The organism is Brevundimonas sp. 01N35 (assembly GCF_056399785.1).
In genome coordinates this window covers 12570-38977 of the sequence record NZ_JBFTRZ010000011.1, presented here as the reverse complement: position 1 = coordinate 38977, position 26408 = coordinate 12570, and the positions used below count along the sequence as shown (strand labels likewise).

The window sequence follows — 26408 nt, the reverse complement described above, 5'->3', positions numbered from 1 at the left end:
GGTCAGACTCCGACCTCGCGGCGCTGTTCGACCAGGCGCCAGTCTTCGGTGGCGAAGACTTCCTCGAACATGGTCTTCACGCTGGGACGCGACTGGCCGAGCGTGCCGATGGCCTCGGATTCCTTGCCGGCGGCGCGGACCTGGTCGACGGCGTCCTTCTCGGCGGCTTCCTGCTGTTCGTCCGACCATTCGCCGATCGCGATCAGGTGCTGTTTCAGGCGGGCGATCGGGTCGCCCAGAGGCCACTTCTCGGCCTCGTCGCCGGGGCGATAGCGGCTGGGGTCGTCCGAGGTCGAGTGCGGGGCGCCGCGATAGGTGAACAGCTCGATCACGGTCGCGCCCTGGTTGGTGCGCGCGCGCTCCTCGGCCCACTGGGTCGCGGCCCAGACGGCCAGGAAGTCGTTGCCGTCGACGCGCAGGGCGGGCAGGCCGTAGCCGATGGCCTTGGCGGCGAAGGTGGTCTCAAGCCCGCCGGCGATGCCCATGAAGGACGAGATGGCCCACTGGTTGTTGACGACGTTCAGGATGACCGGGGCGCGATAGACGGCGGCGAAGGTCAGAGCGTTGTGGAAGTCGCCTTCCGCCGTGGCGCCGTCGCCGATCCAGCTGATGGCGATCTTGTCGTCGCCCTTGTAGGCGCTGGCCATGGCCCAGCCGACGGCCTGCGGCACCTGCGTGCCCAGGTTGCCGCTGATCGTGAAGAAGCCGTAGTCCTTGGCCGAATACATGATCGGCAGTTGGCGGCCTTTGATCGGGTCTTCGGCGTTGGAATAGATCTGGTTCATCATGCTCGCCAGCGGATAGCCGCGCGCGATCAGAAGGCCCTGCTGGCGATAGGTGGGGAAGCCCATGTCCTCGCGGCTCAGGATCATGCCCTGGGCGACCGCGATGGCCTCTTCGCCGGTGCACTTCATATAGAAGCTGGTCTTGCCCTGACGGTGGGCGCGGTGCATCCGCTCGTCGAAGGCGCGCGTCAGGATCATGGCCTTGAGGCCGCGACGCATGATCTCGGGGTCCAGTTTCGGATCCCAGGGCCCGACGGCCCGGCCCTCGTCGTCCAGCACCCGCACCAGACGGAAGGCGTGGTCGCGCATCTCATAAGGGGCGGTCGACACCTCGGGCCGGCTCACGGCGCCGGCGGGATCGAACTGCAAGTGGCTGAAATCAGGCGCATCGCCCGGCCGGCCCGAGGGCTCCGGCACGCGCAGCGACAGGGTGGGTGTATTCTTCATCATGCATCCCGTCCGGTTGATCCGTCCGCGTTTCCTCTATGAAGAGGGCATAGCATGGCGCGTCTCTGTTGGCCTTCCTAAAAATACCCTTGCCAAACGCTGATTTGAGGTATTTTATTGCGTAAAATCCCCTTTTGGAGAAACGCATTTGGCCGACGAACTTGATCCAATCGACGCCCGCATCCTCGACATCCTGCAGCAGGACGCCGGCCTGTCTGTCGCCGAGGTCGCCGATCGCGTCGGCCTGTCGGCCTCGCCGTGCTGGCGTCGGATCAAGAGACTGGAGGATAGCGGCCTGATACGCAAGCGGGTCACGCTGCTGGACGCGGCCCTGCTGGGCCTGGACTTCGAAGTCTACGCCATCGTCAAGCTGAGCCTGCCCTCGCGCGAGAACCTCGACATCTTCGAAGCCGCCGTCGCCAACTGGCCGGAAGTGGTGCAGTGCGCCACCATCACCGGCCGCGAGGATTACGTCCTGCGCATTATCACCTCGGACATGCACGCCTTCGACCAGTTCCTGCGCGACAAGCTGCTGACGCTGGGCATCGTCTCCGACTGCGCCAGCCATATCGTCACGCGCGGCGTGAAGAACGTCACCACCCTGCCGCTGGGCATCATCACCCCCCACGTCAGCTAAGACCCGATCGCTTTCCTCCCCATTTTATGGGGAGGGGGACCGCGAAGTGGTGGAGGGGCGGCGTAAACGCCAGCCGTCGAGTCGCCCCTCCGTCACGGACGCCAGCGCGTCCGCGCCACCTCCCATGGAATGGGGAGGAAAGTTTGCCGCCTCATCGACCAGACCCTATCTTGCCTTCAGGTAGTGCAGGGAAGCCGACATGATCGAACTGGTGATCGACGCGCGCAGGAAAGACCTCGGCGGGTTCGAGGTCGGGCGGGTCCTGCCCTTCCATTCGCACCGGATGGTCGGCCCCTTCATCTTCCTGGACCAGATGGGGCCGGCCGAGTTCGCGCCCGGCGCCGACGCCATCAATGTGCGGCCGCATCCGCACATCGGCCTGTCGACCCTGACCTATCTGTTCGAGGGCGAGATCATGCACCGGGACAATCTGGGCTACACCCAGGCCATCCGTCCCGGCGAGGTGAACTGGATGACCGCCGGGTCGGGCATCGTCCATTCCGAACGCACCGATCCGCTGAAGAAGGCGCAAGGCGGGCGGATGCACGGCATGCAGGCCTGGGTCGCCCTGCCGCTCGACAAGGAAGAGATCGCCCCCTCCTTCACCCACCTCGGCGAGGACGCCCAGCCGACCTATGAGAACAACGGCCTGTTCGCGCGCCTGGTGGCGGGCGAGGCCTTCGGCGCCAAGGCGGGCACCCCGGTTCAGTCGCCGCTCTTCTACGTCCACTGGGAAATGGCCCAGGGCGTCCGCGCCGCGCCGCCGCCGCCGCGGGCGAAAGGCGGTTACAGCGAACGCGCGCTGTTCGTGGCCAAGGGGCTGATCGAGGTCGACGGCCGCACCTTCCACGCGGGTCAGATGGTCGTCCTGTCGGCCCAGGCCGAGCCGACCATTACGGCGCTTCAACCCTCCAGCGTCATGGTCCTGGGCGGCGAGCCGGTGGGCGAGCGGCTGATCTGGTGGAATTTCGTCGCCTCGACCCAGGACCGTCTGGATCAGGCCAAGGCCGACTGGAAGGCTGGCCGCATGAGCCTGCCCGCTGAAGACGCGCTGGAGTTCATCCCCCTGCCGGACGAACCCGCCCTGGCCACCCGCTCGCCGGAGCCCGTCGAACCCAAGCCGACCGACCCGGTCTAGGGCGAGGTTGTTACGGAACGCGCGGGCCTTCACGCGGCGTTAGTTTCATTTGGGATACCAGGGTTCTGTCGTTCGGCGAGGGGCCGAGCGTTCAATCCTTGGGGGATCTTATGAGACTGAAGACGATCGCAGCGCCCTTGATGGCGCTGTCCATGACGGCCTGCGCCACGGCGCCGGACAAGATATCGGCGGCCTATGTCTCGCCGCTGCAGTACCAAGGCTATGATTGCAACCAGATCCGCCTGGAGCTGATGCGCATCGGCCAGCGCGTCGACGAGGTCACGGGCCATCAGCGCCGCCAGGCCTCCAACGACGCCTGGGCCATGGGCGTCGGTCTGGTCCTGTTCTGGCCAGCCCTGTTTTTCCTCGCGGGCGGCAACGACAAGAAGGAAGAGCTTGGGCGCCTGAAGGGCGAGTACGACGCCCTGCAGTCGGCGGCGGTGCAGAAGCAATGCATGAACCAGCCGCCGTCAACGGGCGCCTATGCGAGCCGCACGGAATTGGCGCCTCCGATGCAGCCGGGGGCAAGCCAGCCCTGACGACGGTTTTCAGCGACGGCGGCCCCAGGGGTCGCCGTCAGCGCCCATGAACGGGACATAACTGCAAAGTTTGGGGCCGTTCAGTCCCAGCGGCGCATTGAGGGTCCGTACATATGTACCGGAGGCTCTCCCATGACGATCCAATCCACCCGCGCCATCCTGTCCGTCGCCCTGGTCGGCGTCTTCGCCGTCTCGGCGCCGCTGGCGGCCTCGGCTCAGCCGCAAGCGCAGAACCGTCCGCAGGCCCAGCATCAGTCGACGCCGCAGCCCTATATGCAGCAGCGGCCGAACCAGGGCCCGGCCCATGTCCAGCAGCGCCCCTCGGCCCCGGCTCCGTCCCACAACGCCCAGCACCGCCCTGATCAGGGTCAGCATCAGGCCAACCGCGCCGGTCGCTATCGCATCACCTCGACGGTGAACCTGCGCAGCGGCCCCGGCGCCCACTTCCGACGCGCCGGCCAGGTCCGCGCCGGGCGCATCGTTCAGGTCGATCAGGTTCGCGGCAACTGGCTGCACATCCGCAATCAGGGCTGGGTCAGCGCCCAGTACGCCCGCCGCGCCTGATCGACCGGGCTGATTGATCGAGGCCCGCTCCGGTTCGCCGGGGCGGGCCTCTGTCGTTTCCGGGACCTAAAGCCCGCGCAGGAACCCGATCAGCGCCGCGTTCACCTCGTCCGCCCGCTCCTGCTGCAGCCAGTGGCCCGCGCCGGGCAGGACGACCTGGCCGCGCAGGTCGGTCAGCCAGTCCTTCTGCGCTGCCTCGTGCGGGCCGGCGTAGTGGCGGACGGGGTCGCGTTCGCCGACGAGGAAGAGGGCGGGCTGGGCGATCTTCTGGCCTTGCAGGAAGCCGGTCAGGGCCCAGTTGCGGTCCAGGCAGCGATACCAGTCCAGCGGCCCTCTGAAGCCTGACGCTGTGAAAGCGGCGACGTATTCGGCGAAATGCGCCGCGCTCATCCACGGCGGCAGGGTCGCCTGGTCGGAGATGCTGTCGAGCAGGGATACGCCCTCGGGCATGAAGCCGGTCGACTGGTCCGTCTCGGCGGTGGCGCCGTCATAGGCCCAGAATATCTTGCGTAAGGCCGTGGCCGGATCGGCGTCCAGCGCCACATGGGCCTCCGGCGACTGGAAGCGGTTGATGTAGAGGTCGCCCAGCCCCGCCCTTTTCGTGATCGCCGCCATGGCTGCGGTCGGCGGGCCCTTGGCCCGGCGCGGCTGGAACGGCACCGACAGGCCGGCCACGGCCCGGAACACATCCGGCCGCATCAGGGCGCAGTGCCAGGCTACCGCCGAGCCCCAGTCGTGACCGACGACCACCGCCTGTTCCTCGCCCAAGGCCCGGACCAGATCGACCATGTCCCCGACCAGATGCAGGATCGTGTGCTCCTCCACGTCGGCCGGTTTGTCGGTGCCGCCGTAGCCGCGCATGTCGGGGGCGACGGCGCGATAGCCCGCCTCGGCCAGGGCCTGAACCTGCGCCCGCCAACTGATCGCAAGCTCCGGAAATCCGTGGAGCAGCAGGACCAACGGGCCTTCTCCCGCTTCGATCACCTGTTGCGTCAGGCCGTCGGTGGCGATGCGGCGGGTCTGCATGGGCGGTCCTCCTGTCAGGCGCAGCCTGGCCCGCTTTTCGGCCTCTGGCGAGAGGGGCGCACGTTCCCGTTCCGTTTCGCCGCGCGGGGCGCTATGGATCGGGCGTGACCGACGCCTCCGCCCCTTCCACCGTCCAGCCCGCGACAAAGGTCTGGGCCGAGCTGCCGCCCGCCCTGGCCACCCCGCCGGGCGCGGGGGCGATCTGCGACGCCTCTGGCGCGAAGAAGATCGGGCGCGGGGCGGCTGAAGGCGTCTTCACCGGCGGCGCCGTCATGGTCGCCCACGCCAGCCTGACCGCGCGCCGTCTGGGGCTCAGCCCGCCGCCGCGCTCGACCGACATGCTGGACGTGCTGGAACTCTATGCCTTCGTGCGGCCCGCCAAATTCTGCGCGCCCTCGCCGTCGGGACTGGCCCTGGCCTTGGGCCGTTCGGAGCCCAAGGGGGCCGAGGCGCAAGCCCAGGCTTTGCGCGACGCCGCCGCCGACCTGCTCAACGAACTGACCGACCCCGCCTATCCGGGACGCGAGGACGCCTACACCCTGGCCGGGACGCTGGACCGGGCGGGCTGGTCCTGGGGTTCGCGCGTGCTGGCGGCGCTGCAGGCCGGACCCCTGCGCGACCGGCGCGAGCGCGGCACGGGTCTGGACGTCTGGTCTCGCCTTCAGGAGTGGGAGGACGAGGCCCCGCGCGGCGAGGCCGGCTCGGCCCCCGTCGACAGTGAGAGCGCCCGCATCCGTCTGGACAAGCTGCTGCAGGCCTCGGGTCTGGACGAGACGCGCCCGGCCCAGTCCGACTACGCCGCCGAGGCCGCCTACGCCTTTTCGCCCCGAAACGAAGAGGGTCGTCCGCGCGTCCTGCTGGCCGAGGCGGGGACCGGCACCGGCAAGACCCTGGGCTATCTGGCCCCCGCCAGCCTGTGGGCCGAGCGCAATTCGGGGGCGGCCTGGGTCTCGACCTACACCCGCGCCCTGCAACGCCAGATCGACCGCGAAAGCCGCGCCCTGTGGCCCGACGAGGCCGAGCGCCGCAAGAAGACGGTGGTGCGAAAAGGCCGCGAAAACTACCTCTGCCTGTTGAACCTTCAGGACATGATGCAGGCGGCGCAACTGGGCAACGGCGACTTGATCGGCATGGGTCTGGCCAGCCGCTGGGCCGCGCACAGCCGCGACGGCGACATGACCGGCGGCGACTATCCCGGCTGGCTGCCCGGCCTCTACGCCGCCGCCCCCAGCCATCAGGCCAGCCCGGCCAATCTGGTCGACCGGCGCGGCGAATGCGTCCACGCCGCCTGTCCGCATTACCGCCTCTGCTTCGTCGAGAAGACCATCCGCGCCAGCCGCCGGGCCGACTTGGTCGTGGCCAACCACGCCCTGGTCATGACCCAGGCCGCCTTCGACGGCGCCCGCTCGGCGCGCAGTCAGAAGCAGGACGGCGAGACGGCGGCGCTGAAACGCATCGTCTTCGACGAGGGCCACCACCTGTTCGACGCCGCCGACAGCGCCTTTTCCGCCTGCCTGTCGGGTCAGGAAGCCGCTGAGCTGCGCCGCTGGATCCGCGGCCCCGAGGGGCGCGGCCGTCGCGGGCGCGGGCTGGAGCAGCGTCTGGGCGACCTGTGCGCCGACAACGAGGCCGCCGCCCAGGCCCTGAAGGACGCCATGCGCGCCGCCGCCGCCCTGCCGGGCGAGGGCGTCTCGGGCCGCATCGCCCCGGCGTCCGGCGAGATCAACCCCATCGGCCCGATCGAGGCCTTCCTCGTCGCCGCGCTGGAACAGCTGCGCGCCCGCAGTCAGGAGACCGGCGGGACCGAGTTCGGGCTGGAGTGCGCCCTGCGCCCCGCCACCGAGCCGGTGCTGGAGGCCGCCCGCGCCGCCGCCCGCGCCATCGCCGCCGTCGAGGCGCCCCTGCTGGCCCTGTCGCGCCACCTCGAGGACATCCTCGACGAGGAGGCCGCCGAGCTGGACGGCGCCGCCCGCGCCCGCATCGAAGGCGCCTTGCGCGGCATGGACCGGCGCGCGCGCATGACCCTGCCGGGTTGGCGCTCCATGCTGGCGGCGCTGGAAGAGGGCGGCGACGAACCCGATCCCGATTTCGTCGACTGGCTGAGCGCCGAGGCCGCCTTCGGCCGCATCCACGACGTCGCCCTGCGCCGTCACTGGATCGACCCGACCGTGCCGCTGGAAGCCGCCGTCATCATGCCCGCCCACGGGGTGCTGATCACCTCGGCCACCCTGTCGGACCCAGCGGCCGACGACCCGTTCTCGCTGGCCCGGATGCGCACCGGCGCGGCCCGCCTGATCGAACCGGCGCGGACGCTGAAGGTGGACAGCCCCTTCGACTACGCCGCCAACAGCCGCATCATCGTCGTCAACGACCTGATGAAGGACGACCCGCGCCAGATCGCGGCGGCCATGCGCGAGCTGTTCCTGGCGGCGGGCGGCGGCGGCCTGGGCCTGTTCACCGCCATCCGCCGGCTGAAGACCGTCTATGAGCGACTGGGACCGGACCTGGCCAAGGCCGGCGTCCCCCTCTACGCCCAGCACGTCGATCCGCTGGAGGTCGGGGCTCTGGTCGACGTCTTCCGCGCCGAACAGGACAGTTGTCTGTTGGGCACCGACGCCGTGCGCGACGGGGTCGACGTGCCGGGGCGCAGCTTGCGCGTGCTGGCCTTCGACCGCGTGCCCTGGCCGCGTCCCGACCTGTTGCACAAGGCGCGGCGCGAACGCTTCGGCGGCAAGGGCTATGACGACGCCCTGGCGCGCGGCCGCATCGCGCAAGCGTTTGGCCGTCTGATCCGTCGCGCCGACGACAAGGGGGTCTTCCTGATGCTGGACGCCGCCTGTCCGACCCGCCTGTTCGCCGGCCTGCCCCCCGGCGCTGAGGTCCAGCGCATGGGTCTGGCCGAGGCGGTGGAGCTGACCAAAAGCTTCTTGAAGCTCGAGGCAAGCTGAAGCCTCTTTCTTTCGTCATCCTCCGGCGAGCGGAGCGAGACCGGGGGACCCAGCGGCGCCGAAGGCGACCTTCACTGCAAGCGCGGCGCCCGCATCTTTCGCCCTAAGGGCGCCGCTGGGTCCCCCGGTCGGCGCCGCTGCGCGGCTTGCCGGAGGATGACGAAAGAGATGAGCGCTGCACCCTGTCGCGTCATCGTCTATCTAGAGCGTCACGCCTCAAGCTGACTGAAGCCCATGTCCAAAACCACCCCCGCCACGCTCGCCCTGACCCAGGCCGGCGTCGCCTTTGAACTGTTCCCCTACGCCTACAACCCCGACGCCCCGCGCGTGGGCTTGCAGGCGGCCGAGGCGCTGGGCTGGGCGCCCGAGCAGGTGTTCAAGACGCTGATGACCCTGGTGGACGGCAAGCCCGCCTGCGTCATCGTCCCGTCCGACTGCGAGGTCAGCATGAAGAAGCTGGCGGCGGCCATCGGCGGCAAGTCGGCCCAGATGATGAAGCCCGCCGACGCCGAACGCCTGACCGGCTACAAGGTCGGCGGCGTCAGTCCCTTCGGCCAGCGCAAGGCCGTGCCGACCGTGATGGACGAGACCGCCATCCTGTTCGACCGCATCCTGATCAACGGCGGCCAGCGCGGCCTCTTGCTGGGCCTCGCCCCTGAGGACGCCGCGCGGGCGGCGGAGGCGAAACTGGCCGATTTGACGGCCTGATCCGCGCCTCCCTTGCGGACGTTGCGCCTATCGACCCGCGCCAATCCCCATGAAACATCAGGATTGGCCGATCCCGGAGCGAGAGTTCCAGCCCGCCTCACGCCCCGTGCAAGATTGAGCGTCCGGTCTTTGACATCACCGCTCCCCCGTCCCTCTTCCGGCGGGAGAGGGCTTGAGCCTCGGAGAGCCGAAGGCGATCCGCCAGGCGAAAGGGTGAGGGGCTCACCTAACCGTCGGCGTAAGCCGCCGCGCCACGGCTTACGCCGACCGACGCCGACGACCCTCATCCGGCCCTTCGAGCCACCTTCTCCCAACGGGAGAAGGACGCGGATACGCCCCCTCCGCCATTGCACGAATTGCACTGTTTTTTTCTGGCGCCGTACAAGCGCCATCCCCCCGGCGGCCTCCACGCCTTGATCCTTGGTCCCGCCTCGGTCCTTGGTCTATGTGAGGCGTCGACACCGGAGACTCCATGACCGACGCCCACGCCGCCCCCGTGCATCACAGCCGCAAGGGACTGATCATCCCCTTCGCCATCGCTTTCGTCGGCCTGGCGCTCTGGACCGGCTGGTGGTTCTTTCTGACGCAGCAGATCGAGACGAAGCTGGAGGGGCGCATCGCCCGGCTGGAGCAGTCGGGCTGGACCGTAAAACACGCGGGCGTCACCACCACGGGCTGGCCGCTGCGGGCGCGGGTGGCGATGAAGCATGTCGATGTCATCTCCCCCTCGGGCCATGCCGTGGCCGCCCCCGAGATCGTGGCCGAGGCCAACGCCTACAACCCGGCCAAATGGGTCATCGCCGCGCCCGACGGCCTCGTCCTGACGCGTGCGGCCAAGGGCAAGGTCGCGATCCGCGCCGAGACCATCCGCATGAGCCTGCACGGCCTGACCCAGCGCTGGCCCAATGTCGTGGTCGAACTGGTCAAGCCGGTCTTCACCGCCCTGCCCGACGCCGAGCCCTTCCCCCTGTCCAAGGCGGGCCTGATCCAGTTCTACATGCGCCCCCACCTCGCAGGCTCGAACGCGCCGACCGACGACGTGGACGTGCTGTTCCGTCTGGTGGACGGCGAGGGCCGCCCCCATGGTCCGGTCGAGGGCCTGACCCAGTCGGGCAAGCTGGACGCCCAGGTCGAGGCCGTGATCGAAAAGGCCAGCGCGCTGAAGGGCGCGGACGCCGCCGGCCTGCTGTCGGCCTGGACCGCCGCCGGGGGCCGCTTCGTCGAGGTGAAGGGTCAACTGGGCGCAGGCGAGAGCAAGACCTTCCTGTCCAGCCCTGCCCTGTCGGCGGACGACAAGGGCCGTCTGGAAGGCGAGGTCTTCCTGCGTGCCGAGAAGCCCTTGGCCGCCATCGTCGGTCTGGCCGGGGCCCAGCAGGGCGGGGCGATGGACCGCGCCGCCGCCGCCCGGGCTGCCGCCGCTACGCCGCAAGGCGGGACGGGGACCGAGGGCCAGGCCGTCGATCTGGTGCTGAATTTCAAGAACGGCCGCACCTATCTGGGGCCCTTCGCCCTGGCCCCTGCGCCGCAGTTGTTCTGATGCTGGTCGAACCGCCCGAGGACGCGGAGCGTCTGGCCCTGGACCGCGCCCTGATCGCGGCGGCCCGCGCCCGCATCCAGGCTGGCCCGCGCGGCTCGGCCGACGCCGACGCCATCGCCCTGCGCGAGCTGCTGCGCGACATTCCGGCGACGGAACGCCCGGCCCTGCGCGCCGTCCTCGGCCGTATCGAGGCCGCGACGGGTCCGGCGCTGGCGACCTGCGGGCCGCTGTCGCAGGCGCTGGCCGCCGACCGTTGGGGCCTGATCGGCCGCCCGGTCGCCGAGCCGGATCAAGCTCTCCTGACCGCGCGGCAAGGCGGCCGCGCCCTGATCGACCTCGGGGCCCGACCCTGGTGGGCCAGGCTGCTGGCCCTGCCGATGCTCAAGGTCGTCGCCGCCCTGCCGGACGACGCTGCCGGTTCGCCCCGCGCCCTGCTGGTCTCGACCGAGGCCCCCGGCCCGACCGGCGACGACCGCACCTTCTGGGTCACCGACAGCGCCGCGTCCGACGCCCGCATCGTCGCCGCCCTTGGCGAGGCGGGTCTGATCGCCGGCCCCCTGGCGGCGGGCGGCGGCTTGAAGCTGTTCGTTCTGACAGGCTATGTGCAGGCCGAGGACGGGCGGTTGATCGACGCCCCCGGCCAGATGAGCGGCGTCATCGGCGCCGCCCCCGTTTACTGACCATGCTTCCGAGGATGACGCCCATGACCGACGCGACCAAGACCGCGCCCGCCCCCAAGCCCGGCATCCTCGACATCGCCCCCTATGTCGGCGGCAAGGGCTCCATCGCCGGCTTCGCCGAGCCGATGAAGCTGTCGTCGAACGAGAACGCCCTCGGCGCCGGCGAGAAGGCGCGCGAGGCCTATGCCGCCGCGCTGAAGAACATCCACGTCTATCCCGACGGCCGCGCGACCAAGCTGCGCGACGCCGTGGCCGCCCACCATGGTCTGGAGGGCGAGCGCCTGATCTTCGGCAACGGCTCGGACGAGGTCTTCGCCCTGCTGAACCAGACCTATCTGCAGCCCGGCGACAACATCGTCACCGGCCAGTACGGCTTCCTCGCCTACCGCATCTCGGCCCTGGCCTGCAGCGCCGAGGTCAAGCTGGCCCCCGAGCCGAACATGAAGGCCGAGGTCGAGGCCATCCTCGAACAGGTCGATGAGCGGACCCGCATCGTCTACGTCTCCAACCCGTCGAACCCGACCGGCAGCTGGAACTCGGGCGAGGAGATCCGCCGCCTGCACGCCGCCCTGCCGTCGCACATCATCCTGGTGGTGGACGAGGCCTATGCCGAGTTCGTGGTCGAGCCGGAGTGGGAGACCAGCTTCGGTCTGGCCCGCGACGCCGCCAACATCGTCGTCACCCGCACCTTCTCCAAGATCCACGGCCTGGGCGGCCTGCGCATCGGCTTCGGCTACGCCCCGCTGGAGGTGGCCGAGGCCATCGACCGCATCCGCCTGCCATTCAACGTCTCGGTGCCGGGGCTGGACGCCGCCACCGCTGCTCTTGGCGACGAGGCGCACCAGAAGGCCTCGCGCGATCTGGTGCTGGACTGGCGCCCGCGCATGACCCAGGCCATTCGCGGCTTCGGCTTCGAGGTCTTCCCCTCGGCGGGCAACTTCGTCCTGGTCCGCTTCCCGGACGACAAGCGCAACGCCGCCGCCGCCAGCGACTATCTGAACTCCAAGGGCATCATCGTCCGCCCGGTCGGCGGCTACGGCCTGCCCGACTGCGTGCGCATCACCATCGGCACGGAAGACCAGAACCGCGCCGTGCTCGACGCCCTCAGCGAGTTCGCCGCCACCTGATCCGGATCAGAGCAGGGCTGTGGACGCCGTTTCGATGCGGTGTTCCAGCTCGGCCATGAATTCGGCCCGCTTCAGACCCGCCGGGATGGGCGGCAGGAATTCGAAGACGATGGTGCCGGGATAGCGGCGGAAGCCGTGGGCGGGCCAGTACACGCCCGAATTGGTGGCGATGGGCCAGCAGGGGCTGTTCAGGTCGCGATACAGGGCGGCGATGCCGGGCTTGTAGTCGGGGGCGGCGCCGATCTCGCCGCGCGTGCCCTCGGGGAAGATCAGGATCTGGCGCCCCTCGGCGTGACGGGCGCGGGCCTGACGCACCATGTCCTTCAGCGCCTTGGAATGGGCCGAACGGTCCACGGCGATCATCTTGGTCTTCCAGGCGAACCAGCCGAAGAAGGGCAGGGCCATCAGCTCCTTCTTCATGATGAAGCAGGTGTCGTCGAGGAAGGAGAAGGGGGCGATGACGTCCAGCATCCCCTGGTGCTTGCAGGCCAAGAGGGCGGCGCCGGTCGGGCGATGCTCCAGGCCGCGCACCTCGACCTTGATCCCGGCGATCCAGCGCAGGCCGAACAGGACGAATTTCGACCAGGACTTGATGACCCAGACGGCGGCGCCGTGCGGCATCAGCAGGGCCGGCGACAGGCCGACGGCGAAGATCACCATCGACAGATAGAGCCAGACGACAAAGATCAGGGAGCGGATGGTGGTCATTCAGGCGACCTCGGGCTGGGAGGGCGGCGCTGATCGTTCCGGGTGCTCGCCGGTCAGCCGGTGCATCCCCTCGCGGCCCAACACGGCCAGGTATTTCATATATTCGAGCGTCATCCGTCGCGCCGTCACGGCGGCCCGCCACCAGCGCGAATTGTCCAGCGACGGGGTCGAGACGGCGTAGGGCGTCAGCTTGACCCCGGGCGCGGCGCCGCGGATTTCCAGCAGGCTGCGCGGCATATGGTAGTCGGAGGTGACGACGATCAGGCTGTGATAGCCCTTGGATCGGGCCCAGGCGGCGATCTCCTGGGCGTTGCCGACTGTGTTCTCGGCTTCGAAGCCCAGATCGACACAGCAGTTGAACAGTCTGGTCGAGCCGGGGGTCAGGGCGCGTAGTTCCTGACGACGCACGTCGCGGTTGACGCCCGAGATCAGCACCCGGCGGCCCTTGTCCTGCTCCAGCAGGCGGATGGCGGCGTTGACGCGCTCGGCCGAGGGGCCGGTCAGGGCGACGATGGCGTCGGCGCGCACGGGCTCGGGCGCGGGCGTCAGGCTGCGCACGCGCTCGGCGAAGGCGAACAACCCCACCAGCCACATCAGCGCCACCACGGCGATCAGCGTCAGGAACTTCATGATGCTTAACTAGCCACGACCGCCCAGCTTCGCCAGCGCCGTGAAGCGGGCGGCGAGCAGGGCGACGCCGAAGGCCAGCACAGGACAGGCGATCAGGATCAGCAGGTCGGAAAAGGCCAGGGGCAGCGCCGGGGTCAGCCCGCCCTCGCCGCCGATCAGCCGCAGCAGGCCCAGCAGCAGGGCGGCGACGCCCGCGCCCATGGCCCCCGCCGCCGCCGCCAGCCCGCCGAAGCGGCGCTGGAACAGACCGGCGACATAGCCGTCCGAGGCGCCGTTCAGGCTCAGGGTCTCGATCACCGACCGCTGCGCCGCGAGCCCCGCGCGGGTGGCGTAGGCGATGGCCGCCGCCGTCGCCGTGGCGATCATCAGGAAGGCCGCCCCCGCCAGCGCCGTGATGACGCCAGCCGCCCGCTCGACCTCGCCGCGCCAAAGGCTGTGGTCGTCGACGCTGGCGTCCAGTCCCGCCTCGGCCAGGGCGCGGCTGAGTGTTGGGGCGCTGGCGGGTGACTTCGGGTCCAGCCGCACCGTGACCAGATAGGGCAGGGGCAGGTCGGGCAGGGCCGCCTCGCCGACCCAGGGCCGCAGCAGGGCCTCGGCGGCCTTGCGGTCCATGGCCTCGGCCTCGGCCACGCCCTTGACCCCGGCCAGGGTCTCGGCGGCGCGGGCGGCGGCGGTAGGGCCGGTCTCGTCGACGCGGGGGCGGACCTGAACCGTGGCCTCGGCCCGCAGTTGGCGGGCCCAGCCGTGGGCGGCGCGGTCGGCGGCCAGGGCCCCGACGGCGGTGATGGAGGCGAGGAAGCACAGGACGGCGATGACCACGATCAGCCAGCGCTCGCCGCCCGCCTCGCGCGACAGCAGACCCGGGCCGCGGGTGAACAGGGCGTGGATCACGCGGCTTCTCCCGTCGGTTCCATCTGGGTCAGGCGTCCGCCCTCCAGCCGCAGCACGGCTGCGCCGACGCGTTCGGCCAGGGCCTCGTCGTGGCTGGCGATCAGGACGGTAGCGCCCAGCTTGTTCAGCGACTGGAACAGCCGCATCAGCTTCTCGCCCATGGCCCGGTCGACGCTGCCGGTGGGTTCGTCGGCCAGGATCAGGCGGGGTCGGGTGATGACGGCGCGGGCGATGGCCAGCCTCTGCTTCTCGCCGCCGGACAGGGCCGGGGGCAGGGCGTTTATGCGCTCGCCCAGGCCGACCCAGCGCAGCATTTCGGCCACGTCGGCGGCGTGATCGGCCCGGCGCTCGCCCGCCAGGGTCAGGGGCAGGGCGGCGTTTTCAAAGGCCGACAGATGGTCCAGCAGGCGGAAATCCTGAAACACCACCCCCATCCGCCGCCGGAACGCAGGCACGCCGCCGCGCGGCAGGTCGGTGACGTTGCGTCCGAACAGACTGATTCGTCCCGCCTGGGGCCGTTCGGCCAGGGTCAGCAGCCGCAAAAGCGAAGACTTGCCCGCCCCCGACGGTCCGGTAAGGAAGTGGAAAGAGCCCTGCGTCAGACTAAGGTTAATGTCGCGCAGGACGCCGGGCCTGTCCGCATAGCCGAAACCCACGCCCCGCAGGCGGACGGTGTCGGGCGCGGAATCGGGGTCGGCGGCGCGTCGGGTCGAGTGTGGCATCAGTTTTTCGTATTGGACCGGGGGCGTTGCGGGCGCCTCGACAGGAGGGGGCGTCGAGCCTCGCAGTCAGCCGACATGATACTGACCTGCCCCGCCTGCGCCACCAGCTATTTCGTTCCCGATGAAGCGATCGGTCCGAACGGCCGTCGTGTGCGCTGCAAATCCTGCGGCCACGACTGGCGCGTGAGCCTGGAGGACGAGCCTCTGGAGCTGTCCGCCGCCACGGAGGAGCCTGTCGTCGAGGCGGCCGGTTTCGGCAAGCACGATGAAACCCCCGACAGTCTGGCCGAGACCCCCGCCCCCGAACTTCCGCGCGCCTTCCGCGCCAAGGCCGAGCAAAAGCGCCGGATGCGCCGCGCCGCTGCGCAGGGCGCCGCCTGGGCCGCGCTGGCCGTGATCCTCCTGGCGCTGATCGGCGCCGCCTTCGTCTTCCGGCTGCAGATCGTCCAGGCCTGGCCGCAGGCCGCCGCCGTCTACAAGGTCGTCGGCGCGCCGGTGAACCTGGCCGGGCTGGAGTTCGAGGTCGTCGGCGCCCGCACCGCCGCGAATGATCCCGGCAAGGTCATGGTTTCGGGCGCCCTGCGTAATATTCGCGACAATGAAGTCGTGGCCCCGCCGGTGCGCGTCGCCCTTCTGGACGCCGGCGGCGCCGAGATAGGCCATCGCATCGTCCGGCTGGAGGCGGCCCCCGTCCTACCGGGCAAGGTGCTGGGCTTCGCTGTCGTCATCCCCGACCCCGAGCGCAAGGCGTCGGGCGTCGGCGTTGATTTCGTGATGGAGCCCCGGCGCACGGCGAAGGCCGCCGCCCCGCCGCCCGCGCCCCGCATCGAACAGGCCGACGCGCGCTCGACCCGCCCTCCCGCCCGCCGTGCTCCGCCCGCGCAGGGCGAAGGCCTGCGTCGCGCCACGGCCTTTGATCTGACGCCGCGCGACGCGACCCCCCTCGACAGCGGCCCCGCCCAGGGGCTATCCGCCGTGAATGGCTGATCAAGACCCGGCGCCCGCCCCCACGGTTCTCCTGCCGCAATCCGAGATCGAGGCGATCGTCGCCGATCTCGCGCGGCGTATCGCTCCCGTCATCGACGACGAGACGGTGGCCGCCGTCCTGCTGACCGGCGGGCTGTGGTTCGCCGCCGACCTGACCCGCGCCCTGTCGCGCCAAGGCCGCCATGTCCGCTTCGATGCCCTGTGGCTGGCCTCCTACGGCGACGAGACGACCAGCCGCGGCAAGATCGACGTCTATGCCCCCTTCCAGCGCCCCATCGCGGGCAAGCGGGTGCTGATCCTCGACGACGTGTTCGACACCGGCCTGTCGCTGGCCGAGGCGGTGCGGATCACCAAGGAAGCGGGCGCGTCAGAAGTCCTGACCTGCGTCTTCGCCCGCAAGCCCTGGCCCGAGGCGCGCGCGCCCGAGCCGGACTTCGTCGGCTGGGAGGCCCCCAACCGCTTCCTCGTCGGGTACGGCCTGGACCATCGCGGCGGCCTGCGCGGCCTGCCGGATATCTGCGCGCTGGATTAGGGCGCGAACCCCAGTTGCACTGTGGAATGAAAAAAACAGTGCAATTCGTGCAATGCGGGAGCGCCCGAGGCGAAGGCGATTCGCTGAGGCAAAAGGGTGAGGGTGGTCAGTCGGCGTGAGCCGACGCGCGGCGGCTTCGCCGAAGGATGCCGACAACCCTCATCCGGCCCTGCGGGCCACCTTCTCCCATCGGGAGAAGGGACGGAGCGAGCCGAAGTCCTGAAACGGGCGGCGGCGGGCGGTGATGTCAAAGACCGCGCGTAGTGTGGCGCGCTCCGTGACCCAGGCTGGAATATCGGCTTCAGAACCGTTCAATCCCTTTGGTTCATTGGGATTGGCGGGGGTCGATGTGAGCGGAAACCCTAGTCTCGCAGCCACTCCGCCAGGGGTTCGCGCGCGAACATCTGCTCATAGGTCGGGCGCGGGCGGATGACCGCGTGGAGCTCGCCATCGACCAGAACCTCGGCCGCCAGCGGACGGGTGTTGTATTCGCCGCTCATCACCGCGCCGTAAGCCCCCGCGCTCATGAAGACGACCAGATCGCCCGCTGCGAACGGCGGCAGGTCGCGGTCGCGCGCGAAGGTGTCGCCGGTCTCGCAGACGGGGCCGACCACGTCATAGGGGACCATCTCGCCGTCGCGCGGCGCCACGGCCTTCAGGTCGTGGAAGGCGTCATAGAGGGCGGGGCGCATCAGGTCGTTCATCGCCGCGTCCAGCACCAGGAAGCGCCGCCCATCGGTCCGTTCGTTGACCTGGATGACCCGGCTCAGCAGCACGCCCGCATTGGCGGCCATCAGCCGGCCCGGCTCGAACGCCGCCTCGACGCCCAGGCCGTCCAGCACCCGCGCCGCCATGGCGACATAGTCGGCGGGCGAGGCGGTCTCCGCGTCGCCGTAGTAGGGCACGCCCAGACCGCCGCCGAGGTCGAGGCGGGTGACGCTGTAGCCGTCGGCGCGCAGGGTCTCGGTCATTTCCCGCAGCACGCGGAAGGCGTTCTCCAGCGGCGTCAGATCGGTGATCTGGCTGCCGATATGGCAGGCCAGGCCGACGGGGGTGACGTGGGGCGAGCGTGATGCGCGGGCGTAGAGGTCGAGCGCCTCCTCGACCGGCACGCCGAACTTGTCGCTCGCGCCGCCGGTGGTGATCTTGGCGTGGCCGCCGGCGCCGATCTTGGGATTGACTCGGATGGCGATGGCCGGAGACGCGGACTTGGCCGCCGCCACGGCGATCAGCCGGTCCAGTTCGGCCGAGGATTCGACGTTGATCTGGCGCACGCCGACCTCGATGGCGAAGGCCAGTTCGGCGTCGCTCTTGCCCACGCCGGAGAAGATGATGCGTTCGCCGGGAACGCCGGCCTTGAGCGCCCGACGGATCTCGCCCTCGGACACGGTGTCGGCGCCGCAGCCCAGCTTCGCCAGCGTCGCCAGCACCGACAGGTTGGAGTTGGCCTTGACCGCGAAGGCGATCAGGGCGTCGCCCAAGGCGTCCCGATGCGCGGCGCAGGCGTCGCGCAGCAGGCCGTAGTGACGGCGCAGCGTGGCCGAGGAATAGACATAGGTCGGGGTGCCGACCTCCGCCGCCAGCGTCTCCAGCGAGACGCCCTCGGCGTGGAGCACGCCGTCCTTCAGGTCGAAATAGTGCACCGGGCGAGGAGTCCTGGGGCTAGAGAGGCAGGGTCAGGCGCGCGGGGTGGGCGGCTTGCTGAAGGGAGTAGGCGAGCCGTTGTCGATCGGCACCTCGCTGGGCGGGCGGTTGAGCGTCGCCGGGTCGGGCATTTCGGGCGCGTCCGCGTCACGCGGGGCGCGCTCGGTCTGGCGCGGGGTCGCGCCTGGGGCTTCCAGGTCGGCCATGCGCCCGCAGCCCGACAGCATCAGGGCGGCGGCGCCCGCGAGGATCAGGGTCTTTTTCACAGGCGGTTTCTCCAATCGGCGATGCGCGCGCGGACCTGTTCCGGCGCGGTGCCGCCGAAGCTCTGGCGGCTGGCGCAGGAGGCTTCGGGCGTCAGAACCTTGTACACCTCTTTGGTGATGCCCGCGTCCAGGGCCTGCAATTCTTCCAGCGGCAGATCGCCCAGACCGACGCCCAGGGCCTCGGCCCGCTTCACCGCGGCGCCGGTGACGTGGTGCGCCTTGCGGAAGGGCAGGTTCAGTTCGCGCACCAGCCAGTCGGCCAGGTCGGTGGCGGTCGAGAAGCCGGCGCCGGCGGCGGCGGCCATGCGCGGCGTGTTGGGGATGATGGCGGAAACCATGGCCGTCATGGCGGTCAGCGCCAGATCGAGGGCGTCGAAGGCCTCGAACACCGGCGGCTTGTCCTCCTGCATGTCCTTGGAATAGGCCAGCGGCAGGCCCTTCATCACCGTCGACAAGGCGACCAGCGAGCCCATGATCCGGCCCGTCTTGGCCCGCACCAGTTCGGCGGCGTCGGGGTTGCGCTTCTGCGGCATGATGGACGAGCCGGTGGTCAGGTCGTCGGGCAGGGAGGCGAAGCCGAACATCGGCGTCATCCAGACCACGATCTCCTCGGCCAGACGCGACAGGTGGCCCGCCGCGATCGAGGCGGCGGCCAGGCTTTCCAGGGCGAAGTCGCGGTCCGACACGGCGTCCAGCGAGTTGGCCATCGGCCGGTCGAAGCCCAGGGCCTGCGCCGTCATGTGGCGGTCGATGGGGAAGGGCGACCCGGCCAGGGCGGCGGCGCCCAGCGGGTTCTCGTTCATGCGGGTGCGGGCGTCATTGAAGCGGCTCGCGTCGCGGCCGAACATCTCGACATAGGCCATCAGGTGGTGGCCGAAGGTCACCGGCTGGGCCGTCTGCAGGTGGGTGAAGCCGGGCATCAGGTCGCCGGCGTGCTGTTCCGCCCGGTCCAGCAGGGCCGCTTGCAGGGCCTTCAGCTGTTCGACGGTGCGGTCGCAGGCGTCGCGGACCCAGAGGCGGAAGTCCGTCGCCACCTGATCGTTGCGGCTGCGCGCCGTATGCAGACGTCCCGACGGCTCGCCGATCAGCTCCGACAGGCGGGCCTCGACGTTCATGTGGATGTCTTCATAGGCGTCGCGGAAGGGGAAGGTCCCGCCCGTGATCTCGCCCTCGATGACGTCCAGCCCGCCCAGGATGGCCTCGGCGTCGGCCTGGGCGATGATGCCTTGCTTGGCCAACATGCGGCAATGCGCCCGCGAGCCCGCCAGGTCCTGCGCCCACAGGCGTTTGTCGACGCCGATGGAGACGTTGATGGCCTGCATGATGTCTGCGGGCTTGGCGCTGAAGCGCCCGCCCCATAGAGACTGACCTTGCGGGGTGTTGGAAGGCGTGTCGGACATGAGCGGCTCTAAACGGACTTTGGCGGGCGTGGCGACGGCGTTGCTGCTGATCGGGGTGATCGGCGGCGCGGCGCTGCTATACGCCAATCGGCACGGCGGGGGCAAAGAGTCCGCGTCATCCGCTCTGGCCGTTTACGCCCAGGGTTCGCTGTCCAAGCTGGTGACGCCGGCCCCTGCGCCTGCGCCCGACTATGTCTTCAAGGACGCCGAGGGCCGCGATGTTCGCTTTGCCGACTTCAAGGGCAGGGTGGCGGTGGTCAACCTGTGGGCCACCTGGTGTGCGCCCTGCAAGATCGAGATGCCGACCCTGGCGGCGCTGGCCAAGCACTATGAAGGGCGCAACGACTTCGCGGTCGTGACCGTCAGCATGGACGTGGACAAGGCCGTGCCCGAGGCCCGCGCCTTCATCGCCGAGCACCCGCCGCTGACCTATTACGCCGATCCGAAATTCCAGCTGCCGTTCGAGTTTCCCGGCAAGGGGGCCATGCCCCAGACGATCCTGCTGGACCGCCGGGGCAATGTCCGCGCCGTCCTGACCGGCGAGGCCGACTGGGCCAGCAAGGAGGCGACGGCTCTGGTCGACGCCCTGCTGGCCGAGAAGTAGATCCTTCTCCCCTTGAGGGAGAAGGTGGGCGCCGCAGGTGCTCGGATGAGGGGTGTAAGCGCCGCGGTCGGATGATCGCGGCGCTATCTTTTGCCTGACCAACGAGAAGCGACAGCGCCGACACCCCTCATCCGTCATGCTTCGCATGACACCTTCTCCCACAAGGGGAGAAGGAAGTTAGCCCCAGGGGCGGAAGTGTTTCGACAGTTTCAATCCCTGGCTCTGGTAGTGGCTGCCGCCTTCGCCGTAGAGGCGCGACGGGCGTTCCGTCAGCGGCTCATAGACCAGGCGGGCGACGATCTGACCGTGTTCCAGCAGGAAGGGGGTGTCGTGGGTGCGAACCTCCAGCACGCCCTTGGAGCCGGCGCCGTGGGCCTCGTCCGTGCCGAAGCCCGGGTCGAAAAAGCCGGCGTAGTGGACGCGGAATTCGCCGACCGAGGGGTCGATCGGGGTCATTTCGGCGGCCTGGTCGACCGGGATCTCGACGGCTTCGCGCGAGGCCAGGATGTAGAACTCGCCCGGATCCAGGAGCAGTTCGTCGCGGCGCAGGATCAGCGGCTCCCAGAAGTCGCGCGGGTCGTGGCCGTCGATGTGGTCCATGTCGACGACCCCGGCGTGGCGACGGCCGCGGAAGCCGACGATGCCGCTTTCGCCCGCTTCCAGATCGACGCCGACGCTGCGGGTCTCCAGCTTGGGCGGGTCGCCGGCCTTGAGGCGCAGCTGGTTCAGGCGGGTGCCGGGCTGGACCAGGATGGAGAAGGTCTGGGGCGCGATCTCGAGATAGAGGGGGCCGTCATAGCCCTCGTCCACGTCGTCGAAGCTGCCGCCCTGATCGGTCAGCAGACGGACGAAGACGTCCACACGGCCGGTGGAGCTCTTGGGGTTGGCGCGGGCGTTCAGGCCGCGCGGCAGGCTGAGCCGCTCCTGCAGCCGGGCGATATAGACGCAGCCCTTTTCCAGCACCACGCCGCCCGAGAGGTCGACCGCATGCATGGCCACGTCGGCGATGCGGTCCTCGACCTTGCGTTGGCCGGGCAGGAAGGAGGCGCGCACCCGCCAGGCCTGGTTCGACAGCCGCAGATCCAGGCTCGCCGGCTGCACCTGATCGTGATCGAAGGGGGTGTCGGACCGGATCGCGCCGGTCGCGATCAGGGTCTCGATGCTCTGAAAGGGCAGAATGCCGGGCTGGGAGGGAATCTCGAAGATGCTCATGCCGTCCTGTCTCACACGGATTTTTCCGCCTGTCTCGCTTCGGAATGCGACATCCGACGCGACAGACGGGTTGAACCCCGAGGTCGGCGGGCTGCATATAGCCTATGCACGCCGCTCCTGCCTATACCGCCGAGACCGAAGGCGTCGTCGTCCGCGTCCGCCCCTCCTATCTGGCGGGCCAGTCGGACCCCGAGGGCGGGCGCTGGGTCTGGGCCTATCAGATCGAGATCGTCAACCTGACCGGCGCATCGGTGCAACTGGTGGCGCGGCGCTGGACCATCACCGATGCCTTCGGTCGGATCGAGGAGGTGCGTGGTTCGGGGGTGGTCGGCGAACAACCGGTGATCGAGGCTGGCGACAGCTATTCCTACGCCTCCGGCTGTCCGTTGGGCACGGCGTCCGGCTCGATGGTCGGGGCCTATTACATGACCGACGTCGAAGGCCGGATGTTCGAGGCGGCCATCCCGGCCTTCAGCCTGGACGTGCCGGATGCGCGGCGGGTGCTGAACTAGGGGCGGCGACCTTCCACCCAAAGAAAAACCCCCGCCAGGCGGCGAGGGCGATAGGGCTGCGTCAACCCGGATGAACCGCAGCCCCAGCCTTGTTCCCGTCCAGCGAACCGGACGGGAGAAGCTAGATGCGGGCGCTCAAGCAGCGAGCGACCGCGTCGCGAGCGATAGCGCCCTTAGATGTAACGGCGAAGCGAACGCGCCAGTTCGGTGGCGCCGTCCTTGGTCGCGCCGCGACGGACTTGCGGCTGGTAGGCGACGCGGGCGTGTTCGCCGCAATAGACGTTTTCCGTGGCGCGACGGCCGCAGAAGCTGAACTCGCGCGACGACGGGTCGCCGATCGGCCATTTGCACATGTGGGCGCCGAGGGTCATCACCGTGGCCGTGCCCGGCAGTTCGGGCATGGGCGCGGGGGCCGAAGGCTGGACCGCCATGACCGGACGGGGCGCGGCGGCCTCGATGCGGCGCGGGGCCGACGGGGCCTGAACCGGCGCGGCCGGTGCGGCGGGGCGCGGACGGGCGGCGCGGAACGTGGTGCGCGCCGGTTGCGAGGGCGCGGCCCGGCCCGACAGGCCCAGGCGGTGCACCTTGCCGATCACGGCGTTGCGGGTCACGCCGCCGCCCAGGGTCTTGGCGATCTGGCTGGCCGATTGGCCTTCCAGCCAGAGCTTCTTCAGCGCGCCGACGCGGTCTTCAGTCCAGCCTGCGGTCATGGCCACCCTCCCGGGGAAGTCGGATTCAATATCTTGGGTCGCCGGCGGGTTTCCCTGCCTCGACCTGCTACTAATCGTAAAGCAGCCCTTAAAACACGCAAGATGTGGCAATTCAGCTGTCCACAGAAACCACATGTAGTGTGGTTAATGTCCCGTTTTGACTCAGTTTTGAGTTCGCTCGACGAACGTCGGGCGCCTTGCGAAACCAGCTTGGCGGGCGCATCTGGGCGGCCATGAAGACCGATCTCGCCTCTACCCGCCCTTCCGGCCTGCCCCAACCGCGTCGCTACGACGGGATCAACTGGGTGGGTCTGCGCACCCTCTACCTGCGCGAGGTGCGCCGTTTCTGGAAGGTGGGCGCCCAGACGGTGGCGGCCCCCGTGGTGACGACCCTGCTCTACATGCTGGTCTTCGTGGTGGCGCTGAAGGGCGCGCGGCCGCCGCTGCACGGCACCCCCTTCGCCGAGTTCGTGGCCCCCGGCCTGATCATGATGGCCATCCTGCAGAACGCCTTCGCCAACGCCTCGTCCAGCCTGATCCAGGCCAAGATCATGGGGACGGCGACCGACTTCCTGACCCCGCCGCTCAGCCCGCTGGAACTGACCATCGGCTTCACCCTGGGGGCTGCGACGCGCGGGGTGGCGGTCGGCCTGGTGACCGCGCTCTGCGTCCTGCCCTTCGCCAAGCTGGGCGTGGCCAACCTGTTCCTGATCGTCTGGTTCGGCCTGATCGCGTCCCTGCTGATGGGGATGATGGGCGTGCTGGCGGGTCTGTGGTCCGAGAAGTTCGACCACCTGTCGGCGGTGCAGAACTTTGTGGTCATGCCGATGACCTTCCTGTCGGGCACCTTCTACCTGATCGACAGCCTGCCGGAGCCCTTCGCCAGCATCAGCCGCTTCAATCCCTTCTTCTACCTGATCGACGGCTTCCGGTCGGGCTTCATCGGCCACGCCGAGGGGAATTTGATGATCGGGATCGTCATGAGCGGCGTGCTGACCGTGCTGATGGGCGCGGCCTGCTGGTTGGTGTTCCGCTCGGGCTGGCGTCTGAAGAGCTGAGCCGTTAGGCAGGACCAAACGCCCCCTGGGGAGGGGGATGGGAGGTCTTTCATGCTGTTTCGATCCGTTTTCGCGTCCGCCGTCGCGGTCTCCGCGCTTCTGTCCACGCCCGCCTTTGCGCAAGATGGGGCGCGCGACGCCGGGGCGCTGAAGGCGCAGGTCGCCGCCTACGTCCAGCCGTCCAACGCCGAGCGGATGAATGTCCTGCTGGGCCAGCTGCGCGCCGCCGGGTTCAGCCCGACCGTCGAGACCTTCGCGGGCGGCGGTCGCGGCGCTCCGATGCAGGGCTCCAACGTCGTCGTCACCCTCGGGGATGGCCCGAAGGAAATCCTGCTGACCGCCCACTATGACGCGGTGAAGCTGCGCGACGGGACCATGTCGCAGGGCGTGATCGACAACGCCGGGTCCGTGGTCTCCGTGATCGAGGCAGCCAGGATCCTCAAGAACAAAATTCAGGCAGATGGGCCGCTGACCCACCGCGTCCGCGTCATCTTCTTCGATCAGGAAGAACTGGGCCTGATCGGGGCGCGCAAATGGATCGAGGCGCACGGCATCGCCAACGTGGCGGCCGTGGTGAACTCCGACGTCGCCGCCTATGGCGACACCATGATGTACGGCCAGAACAATGGGGCGCAGTCGGCCTTCGTCACCCGCGCGGTGCAGGAACTGTGCGCCGAACGCGCCCTGCAGTGCGTCGGCTTCCCCGAGTATCCGCCGTCCGATGACCGCGCCTTCTCGGCGGCGGGCGCGCCGGTGGTGTCGCTGGGCTTCCAGGATCAGGTCGGCGCCCACCAGATGTGGCTGGCCTTCAACGGCGGCAAGACGAACGGCCTGGCCGAGGGCTTCACGCCCCAGGTCTTCCGCCTGATCCACTCCAAGGACGACGCCGTCGAGGCTGTCGAGGGCGCGACCATCGCCACGGCCGGCGCCACCTACGCCGCCCTGATCCTGAAGCTGGACGCGCAACTGCGCTGACGGCGGTCGGCGCGGTGTTGACTAAGCGGGAATAGCGCCCGACAAGTCGATCACCCTTTTTGAAGCGGTCCCGTCGCCCTTGTCTCTCCAGATTTGGGCGTCGGGGCCGTCTCGCTTTATGGAGTCTGCCCAGTGTCCGGTCATCTGATGGGTGTCTACAATCGCGCGCCGCTGGAAGTGGAGCGCGGCCTGGGCGTCCGACTGTGGGCGACCGACGGAACCGAGTATCTGGACTGCGTCTCGGGCATCTCGACCAACGCCCTGGGCCACGCCAACCCCAAGCTGGTTCAGGCGGTCAAGGACCAGGCCGAGAAGCTGTGGCATGTCTCCAACATCTTCAAAATTCCGGGCCAGGACGCCCTGGCCGACGCCCTGTGCCAGAAGTCCTTCGCCGACGTGGTCTTCTTCACCAACTCGGGCACCGAGGCGGTCGAATGCGCGCTGAAGACGGCGCGTAAATTCCACTCGGCCAACGGCCAGCCGGAACGGATCGACATCTACGGCTTTGACGGCTCGTTCCACGGCCGCACCTATGGCGCGATCAACGCCGCCGCCAACCCCAGCTACACCGAGGGCTTCGGGCCCAAGATGGAAGGCTTCTACCAGCTGACCTGGGGCGACAAGGAAGCCCTGACCGCCGCCTTCGAGAACCCGACCACGGCGGCCATCATCCTGGAGCCGGTGCAAGGCGAGGGCGGTTGCCGCGCCACGCCGGAAGAAGAATTGCGCTGGATGCGCGACATGGCCGACCAGTACGGCGTGCTGATCATCTTCGACGAGGTCCAGTGCGGCATGAGCCGGACCGGCAAGCTGTGGGCCCACGAATGGGCCGGCATGACGCCCGACATCATGGCCATCGCCAAGGCGCTCGGCGGCGGCTTCCCCATCGGCGCCTGCCTGGCCACGGCCGAAGCGGCCAAGGGGATGACGGTCGGCGCGCACGGCTCGACCTTCGGCGGCAACCCCCTGGCCATGGCAGTCGGTCAGGCCGCCTTCGCCGAGGTGTCGTCGGACGCCGTCATCGCCAACGTCAACGAGGTCGCCGGCTATCTGAAGCAGCAGCTTCACGGCCTCAAGGAACGCTTCCCCGACGTGATCGTCGAGGTGCGCGGCAAGGGTCTGCTGCTGGGCGTCAAGCTGGTCCCCAACAACCGCGACTTCATGGGCTGGGCCCGCGACGAGGCAAAGTTGCTGGTCGCCGGCGGCGGCGACAACCTGGTCCGCATCCTGCCGCCGTTGAACATCACCCTCGAAGAGGCCCGCGAGGCTGTCGAGAAGTTCGAAACGGCCTGCGAGTTCGCTCGCGCCCAGCTGACGGCGTAAGTGCTTTCTCCCTCCCCTTCATGGGGAGGGTGGCCGAGCCCCCATCCACTTGAGTTGGGGGCGAGGCGGGTGGGGACGACGTCCCTTCATTTTCAGGT

General features: G+C 69.3%; 27 protein-coding genes. 16 read left to right on the top strand and 11 right to left on the bottom strand.

Annotated features, from left to right (window positions below; genetic code table 11):
- Positions 1 to 2 precede the first annotated feature (2 nt).
- Positions 3 to 1232, bottom strand: coding sequence for a thiamine pyrophosphate-dependent enzyme (locus AC1DJ5_RS11990; protein ID WP_477020742.1), 1230 nt, complete (start codon positions 1230 to 1232; stop codon positions 3 to 5).
- Between the two features lie 148 nt (positions 1233 to 1380).
- Between AC1DJ5_RS11990 and AC1DJ5_RS11985 the strand changes: the two genes are divergently transcribed.
- The 4 genes from AC1DJ5_RS11985 to AC1DJ5_RS11970 all read left to right on the top strand — a co-directional run bounded on the left by AC1DJ5_RS11985 (position 1381) and on the right by AC1DJ5_RS11970 (position 4110).
- Positions 1381 to 1869: an Lrp/AsnC family transcriptional regulator gene (locus AC1DJ5_RS11985; RefSeq protein WP_441454679.1), complete on the top strand. Its 489-nt coding sequence runs from the start codon at positions 1381 to 1383 to the stop codon at positions 1867 to 1869.
- A gap of 199 nt (positions 1870 to 2068) precedes the next feature.
- Positions 2069 to 3007: a pirin family protein gene (locus AC1DJ5_RS11980; protein WP_441454678.1), complete on the top strand. Its 939-nt coding sequence runs from the start codon at positions 2069 to 2071 to the stop codon at positions 3005 to 3007.
- 110 nt (positions 3008 to 3117) lie between these two features.
- The gene (locus AC1DJ5_RS11975) at positions 3118 to 3546 is read left to right on the top strand and encodes a hypothetical protein (RefSeq protein ID WP_441454677.1); all 429 of its coding nucleotides are present in this window, start codon (positions 3118 to 3120) and stop codon (positions 3544 to 3546) included.
- A gap of 132 nt (positions 3547 to 3678) precedes the next feature.
- Positions 3679 to 4110, top strand: a complete 432-nt coding sequence (locus tag AC1DJ5_RS11970) for an SH3 domain-containing protein (protein ID WP_477020741.1) — start codon at positions 3679 to 3681, stop codon at positions 4108 to 4110.
- A 66-nt stretch (positions 4111 to 4176) separates the two neighbouring features.
- On the opposite strand, the gene AC1DJ5_RS11965 is transcribed toward AC1DJ5_RS11970, so the two are convergent.
- Positions 4177 to 5136, bottom strand: coding sequence for an alpha/beta fold hydrolase (locus AC1DJ5_RS11965; RefSeq protein WP_477020740.1), 960 nt, complete (start codon positions 5134 to 5136; stop codon positions 4177 to 4179).
- A 272-nt stretch (positions 5137 to 5408) separates the two neighbouring features.
- Here AC1DJ5_RS11965 and AC1DJ5_RS11960 point away from each other — a divergent pair, with 272 nt between their 5' ends.
- From AC1DJ5_RS11960 to hisC, 5 genes are all read left to right on the top strand, one after another.
- Positions 5409 to 8084, top strand: coding sequence for an ATP-dependent DNA helicase (locus tag AC1DJ5_RS11960; RefSeq protein WP_477020788.1), 2676 nt, complete (start codon positions 5409 to 5411; stop codon positions 8082 to 8084).
- A gap of 234 nt (positions 8085 to 8318) precedes the next feature.
- Complete coding sequence (gene ybaK / locus AC1DJ5_RS11955; RefSeq protein ID WP_477020739.1) at positions 8319 to 8792, top strand: Cys-tRNA(Pro) deacylase; 474 nt, start codon at positions 8319 to 8321, stop codon at positions 8790 to 8792.
- A gap of 472 nt (positions 8793 to 9264) precedes the next feature.
- The gene (locus AC1DJ5_RS11950) at positions 9265 to 10329 is read left to right on the top strand and encodes a DUF2125 domain-containing protein (RefSeq protein WP_477020738.1); all 1065 of its coding nucleotides are present in this window, start codon (positions 9265 to 9267) and stop codon (positions 10327 to 10329) included.
- On the top strand, positions 10329 to 11009 hold the full coding sequence (locus AC1DJ5_RS11945) for a hypothetical protein (RefSeq protein WP_477020737.1): 681 nt from the start codon (positions 10329 to 10331) through the stop codon (positions 11007 to 11009). The genes AC1DJ5_RS11950 and AC1DJ5_RS11945 overlap by 1 nt, the downstream gene beginning before the upstream one ends.
- A gap of 23 nt (positions 11010 to 11032) precedes the next feature.
- Positions 11033 to 12136, top strand: coding sequence for a histidinol-phosphate transaminase (gene hisC / locus AC1DJ5_RS11940; RefSeq protein WP_477020736.1), 1104 nt, complete (start codon positions 11033 to 11035; stop codon positions 12134 to 12136).
- 6 nt (positions 12137 to 12142) lie between these two features.
- On the opposite strand, the gene AC1DJ5_RS11935 is transcribed toward hisC, so the two are convergent.
- Genes AC1DJ5_RS11935 through AC1DJ5_RS11920 form a run of 4 tightly spaced genes read right to left on the bottom strand, consistent with a single transcriptional unit; the run spans position 12143 to position 15087 of the window.
- Positions 12143 to 12844 (bottom strand): lysophospholipid acyltransferase family protein, encoded by a 702-nt coding sequence (locus AC1DJ5_RS11935; protein WP_477020735.1) that lies wholly within the window; start codon positions 12842 to 12844, stop codon positions 12143 to 12145.
- Positions 12845 to 13474, bottom strand: coding sequence for a YdcF family protein (locus AC1DJ5_RS11930; protein ID WP_477020734.1), 630 nt, complete (start codon positions 13472 to 13474; stop codon positions 12845 to 12847). It lies immediately after the preceding gene.
- Positions 13475 to 13483: 9 nt separating this feature from the next.
- The gene (locus AC1DJ5_RS11925; RefSeq protein ID WP_477020733.1) at positions 13484 to 14365 is read right to left on the bottom strand and encodes a cell division protein FtsX; all 882 of its coding nucleotides are present in this window, start codon (positions 14363 to 14365) and stop codon (positions 13484 to 13486) included.
- A complete protein-coding gene (locus AC1DJ5_RS11920; RefSeq protein WP_477020732.1) occupies positions 14362 to 15087 on the bottom strand; it encodes a cell division ATP-binding protein FtsE in 726 nt (241 codons plus the stop codon). Before AC1DJ5_RS11920 ends, AC1DJ5_RS11925 begins: the two co-directional genes overlap by 4 nt.
- 75 nt (positions 15088 to 15162) lie before the next feature.
- On the opposite strand from AC1DJ5_RS11920, the gene AC1DJ5_RS11915 reads away from it, so the two are divergent.
- Complete coding sequence (locus AC1DJ5_RS11915) at positions 15163 to 16074, top strand: DUF3426 domain-containing protein (protein WP_477020731.1); 912 nt, start codon at positions 15163 to 15165, stop codon at positions 16072 to 16074.
- Positions 16067 to 16606: a phosphoribosyltransferase gene (locus AC1DJ5_RS11910; RefSeq protein WP_441454665.1), complete on the top strand. Its 540-nt coding sequence runs from the start codon at positions 16067 to 16069 to the stop codon at positions 16604 to 16606. Before AC1DJ5_RS11915 ends, AC1DJ5_RS11910 begins: the two co-directional genes overlap by 8 nt.
- Before the next feature lie 362 nt (positions 16607 to 16968).
- Here the strand turns inward: AC1DJ5_RS11910 and lysA are convergent, their stop codons facing one another.
- The 3 genes from lysA to argH are packed head-to-tail and all read right to left on the bottom strand — an operon-like array spanning position 16969 to position 19916.
- Positions 16969 to 18249, bottom strand: coding sequence for a diaminopimelate decarboxylase (gene lysA, locus AC1DJ5_RS11905; protein ID WP_477020730.1), 1281 nt, complete (start codon positions 18247 to 18249; stop codon positions 16969 to 16971).
- Positions 18250 to 18282: 33 nt separating this feature from the next.
- Positions 18283 to 18516, bottom strand: coding sequence for a hypothetical protein (locus AC1DJ5_RS11900; protein ID WP_441454663.1), 234 nt, complete (start codon positions 18514 to 18516; stop codon positions 18283 to 18285).
- Positions 18513 to 19916 (bottom strand): argininosuccinate lyase, encoded by a 1404-nt coding sequence (gene argH, locus AC1DJ5_RS11895; protein WP_441454662.1) that lies wholly within the window; start codon positions 19914 to 19916, stop codon positions 18513 to 18515. The genes AC1DJ5_RS11900 and argH overlap by 4 nt, the downstream gene beginning before the upstream one ends.
- Between argH and AC1DJ5_RS11890 the strand changes: the two genes are divergently transcribed.
- Entirely contained in the window at positions 19915 to 20520 is a 606-nt protein-coding gene (locus AC1DJ5_RS11890; protein ID WP_477020729.1) for a TlpA family protein disulfide reductase, read from the top strand. The two genes, argH and AC1DJ5_RS11890, sit on opposite strands and share 2 nt — an antisense overlap.
- Before the next feature lie 177 nt (positions 20521 to 20697).
- Here the strand turns inward: AC1DJ5_RS11890 and AC1DJ5_RS11885 are convergent, their stop codons facing one another.
- Positions 20698 to 21732 (bottom strand): 2'-deoxycytidine 5'-triphosphate deaminase, encoded by a 1035-nt coding sequence (locus AC1DJ5_RS11885; protein ID WP_441454660.1) that lies wholly within the window; start codon positions 21730 to 21732, stop codon positions 20698 to 20700.
- A 104-nt stretch (positions 21733 to 21836) separates the two neighbouring features.
- Here AC1DJ5_RS11885 and apaG point away from each other — a divergent pair, with 104 nt between their 5' ends.
- On the top strand, positions 21837 to 22244 hold the full coding sequence (apaG, locus tag AC1DJ5_RS11880) for a Co2+/Mg2+ efflux protein ApaG (RefSeq protein ID WP_477020728.1): 408 nt from the start codon (positions 21837 to 21839) through the stop codon (positions 22242 to 22244).
- Between the two features lie 173 nt (positions 22245 to 22417).
- On the opposite strand, the gene gcrA is transcribed toward apaG, so the two are convergent.
- On the bottom strand, positions 22418 to 22954 hold the full coding sequence (gcrA, locus tag AC1DJ5_RS11875) for a cell cycle sigma 70 cofactor GcrA (RefSeq protein ID WP_441454658.1): 537 nt from the start codon (positions 22952 to 22954) through the stop codon (positions 22418 to 22420).
- 233 nt (positions 22955 to 23187) lie between these two features.
- On the opposite strand from gcrA, the gene AC1DJ5_RS11870 reads away from it, so the two are divergent.
- From AC1DJ5_RS11870 to AC1DJ5_RS11860, 3 genes are all read left to right on the top strand, one after another.
- Positions 23188 to 24012: an ABC transporter permease gene (locus AC1DJ5_RS11870; RefSeq protein WP_441454657.1), complete on the top strand. Its 825-nt coding sequence runs from the start codon at positions 23188 to 23190 to the stop codon at positions 24010 to 24012.
- A 51-nt stretch (positions 24013 to 24063) separates the two neighbouring features.
- Positions 24064 to 24987 carry a M28 family metallopeptidase gene (locus tag AC1DJ5_RS11865; protein WP_477020727.1) on the top strand — a complete coding sequence of 308 codons (924 nt, stop codon included), beginning with the start codon at positions 24064 to 24066 and terminating at the stop codon, positions 24985 to 24987.
- Positions 24988 to 25134: 147 nt separating this feature from the next.
- Entirely contained in the window at positions 25135 to 26310 is a 1176-nt protein-coding gene (locus AC1DJ5_RS11860) for an acetylornithine transaminase (protein ID WP_477020787.1), read from the top strand.
- Positions 26311 to 26408: the final 98 nt, after the last annotated feature.

Bases quoted from the DNA above. Each gene is read 5' to 3' on its own strand.
- AC1DJ5_RS11990 (WP_477020742.1), bottom strand. From the start codon at position 1,232: ATGAAGAATACACCCACCCTGTCGCTGCGCGTGCCGGAGCCCTCGGGC.
- AC1DJ5_RS11980 (WP_441454678.1), top strand. From the start codon at position 2,069: ATGATCGAACTGGTGATCGACGCGCGCAGGAAAGACCTCGGCGGGTTC.
- AC1DJ5_RS11975 (WP_441454677.1), top strand. From the start codon at position 3,118: ATGAGACTGAAGACGATCGCAGCGCCCTTGATGGCGCTGTCCATGACG.
- AC1DJ5_RS11970 (WP_477020741.1), top strand. From the start codon at position 3,679: ATGACGATCCAATCCACCCGCGCCATCCTGTCCGTCGCCCTGGTCGGC.
- AC1DJ5_RS11965 (WP_477020740.1), bottom strand. From the start codon at position 5,136: ATGCAGACCCGCCGCATCGCCACCGACGGCCTGACGCAACAGGTGATC.
- AC1DJ5_RS11960 (WP_477020788.1), top strand. From the start codon at position 5,409: ATGGTCGCCCACGCCAGCCTGACCGCGCGCCGTCTGGGGCTCAGCCCG.
- ybaK (WP_477020739.1), top strand. From the start codon at position 8,319: ATGTCCAAAACCACCCCCGCCACGCTCGCCCTGACCCAGGCCGGCGTC.
- AC1DJ5_RS11950 (WP_477020738.1), top strand. From the start codon at position 9,265: ATGACCGACGCCCACGCCGCCCCCGTGCATCACAGCCGCAAGGGACTG.
- AC1DJ5_RS11945 (WP_477020737.1), top strand. From the start codon at position 10,329: ATGCTGGTCGAACCGCCCGAGGACGCGGAGCGTCTGGCCCTGGACCGC.
- hisC (WP_477020736.1), top strand. From the start codon at position 11,033: ATGACCGACGCGACCAAGACCGCGCCCGCCCCCAAGCCCGGCATCCTC.
- AC1DJ5_RS11935 (WP_477020735.1), bottom strand. From the start codon at position 12,844: ATGACCACCATCCGCTCCCTGATCTTTGTCGTCTGGCTCTATCTGTCG.
- AC1DJ5_RS11930 (WP_477020734.1), bottom strand. From the start codon at position 13,474: ATGAAGTTCCTGACGCTGATCGCCGTGGTGGCGCTGATGTGGCTGGTG.
- AC1DJ5_RS11920 (WP_477020732.1), bottom strand. From the start codon at position 15,087: ATGCCACACTCGACCCGACGCGCCGCCGACCCCGATTCCGCGCCCGAC.
- AC1DJ5_RS11915 (WP_477020731.1), top strand. From the start codon at position 15,163: ATGATACTGACCTGCCCCGCCTGCGCCACCAGCTATTTCGTTCCCGAT.
- AC1DJ5_RS11910 (WP_441454665.1), top strand. From the start codon at position 16,067: ATGGCTGATCAAGACCCGGCGCCCGCCCCCACGGTTCTCCTGCCGCAA.
- AC1DJ5_RS11890 (WP_477020729.1), top strand. From the start codon at position 19,915: ATGAGCGGCTCTAAACGGACTTTGGCGGGCGTGGCGACGGCGTTGCTG.
- argH (WP_441454662.1), bottom strand. From the start codon at position 19,916: ATGTCCGACACGCCTTCCAACACCCCGCAAGGTCAGTCTCTATGGGGC.
- AC1DJ5_RS11885 (WP_441454660.1), bottom strand. From the start codon at position 21,732: ATGAGCATCTTCGAGATTCCCTCCCAGCCCGGCATTCTGCCCTTTCAG.
- apaG (WP_477020728.1), top strand. From the start codon at position 21,837: ATGCACGCCGCTCCTGCCTATACCGCCGAGACCGAAGGCGTCGTCGTC.
- gcrA (WP_441454658.1), bottom strand. From the start codon at position 22,954: ATGACCGCAGGCTGGACTGAAGACCGCGTCGGCGCGCTGAAGAAGCTC.
- AC1DJ5_RS11870 (WP_441454657.1), top strand. From the start codon at position 23,188: ATGAAGACCGATCTCGCCTCTACCCGCCCTTCCGGCCTGCCCCAACCG.
- AC1DJ5_RS11865 (WP_477020727.1), top strand. From the start codon at position 24,064: ATGCTGTTTCGATCCGTTTTCGCGTCCGCCGTCGCGGTCTCCGCGCTT.
- AC1DJ5_RS11860 (WP_477020787.1), top strand. From the start codon at position 25,135: ATGGGTGTCTACAATCGCGCGCCGCTGGAAGTGGAGCGCGGCCTGGGC.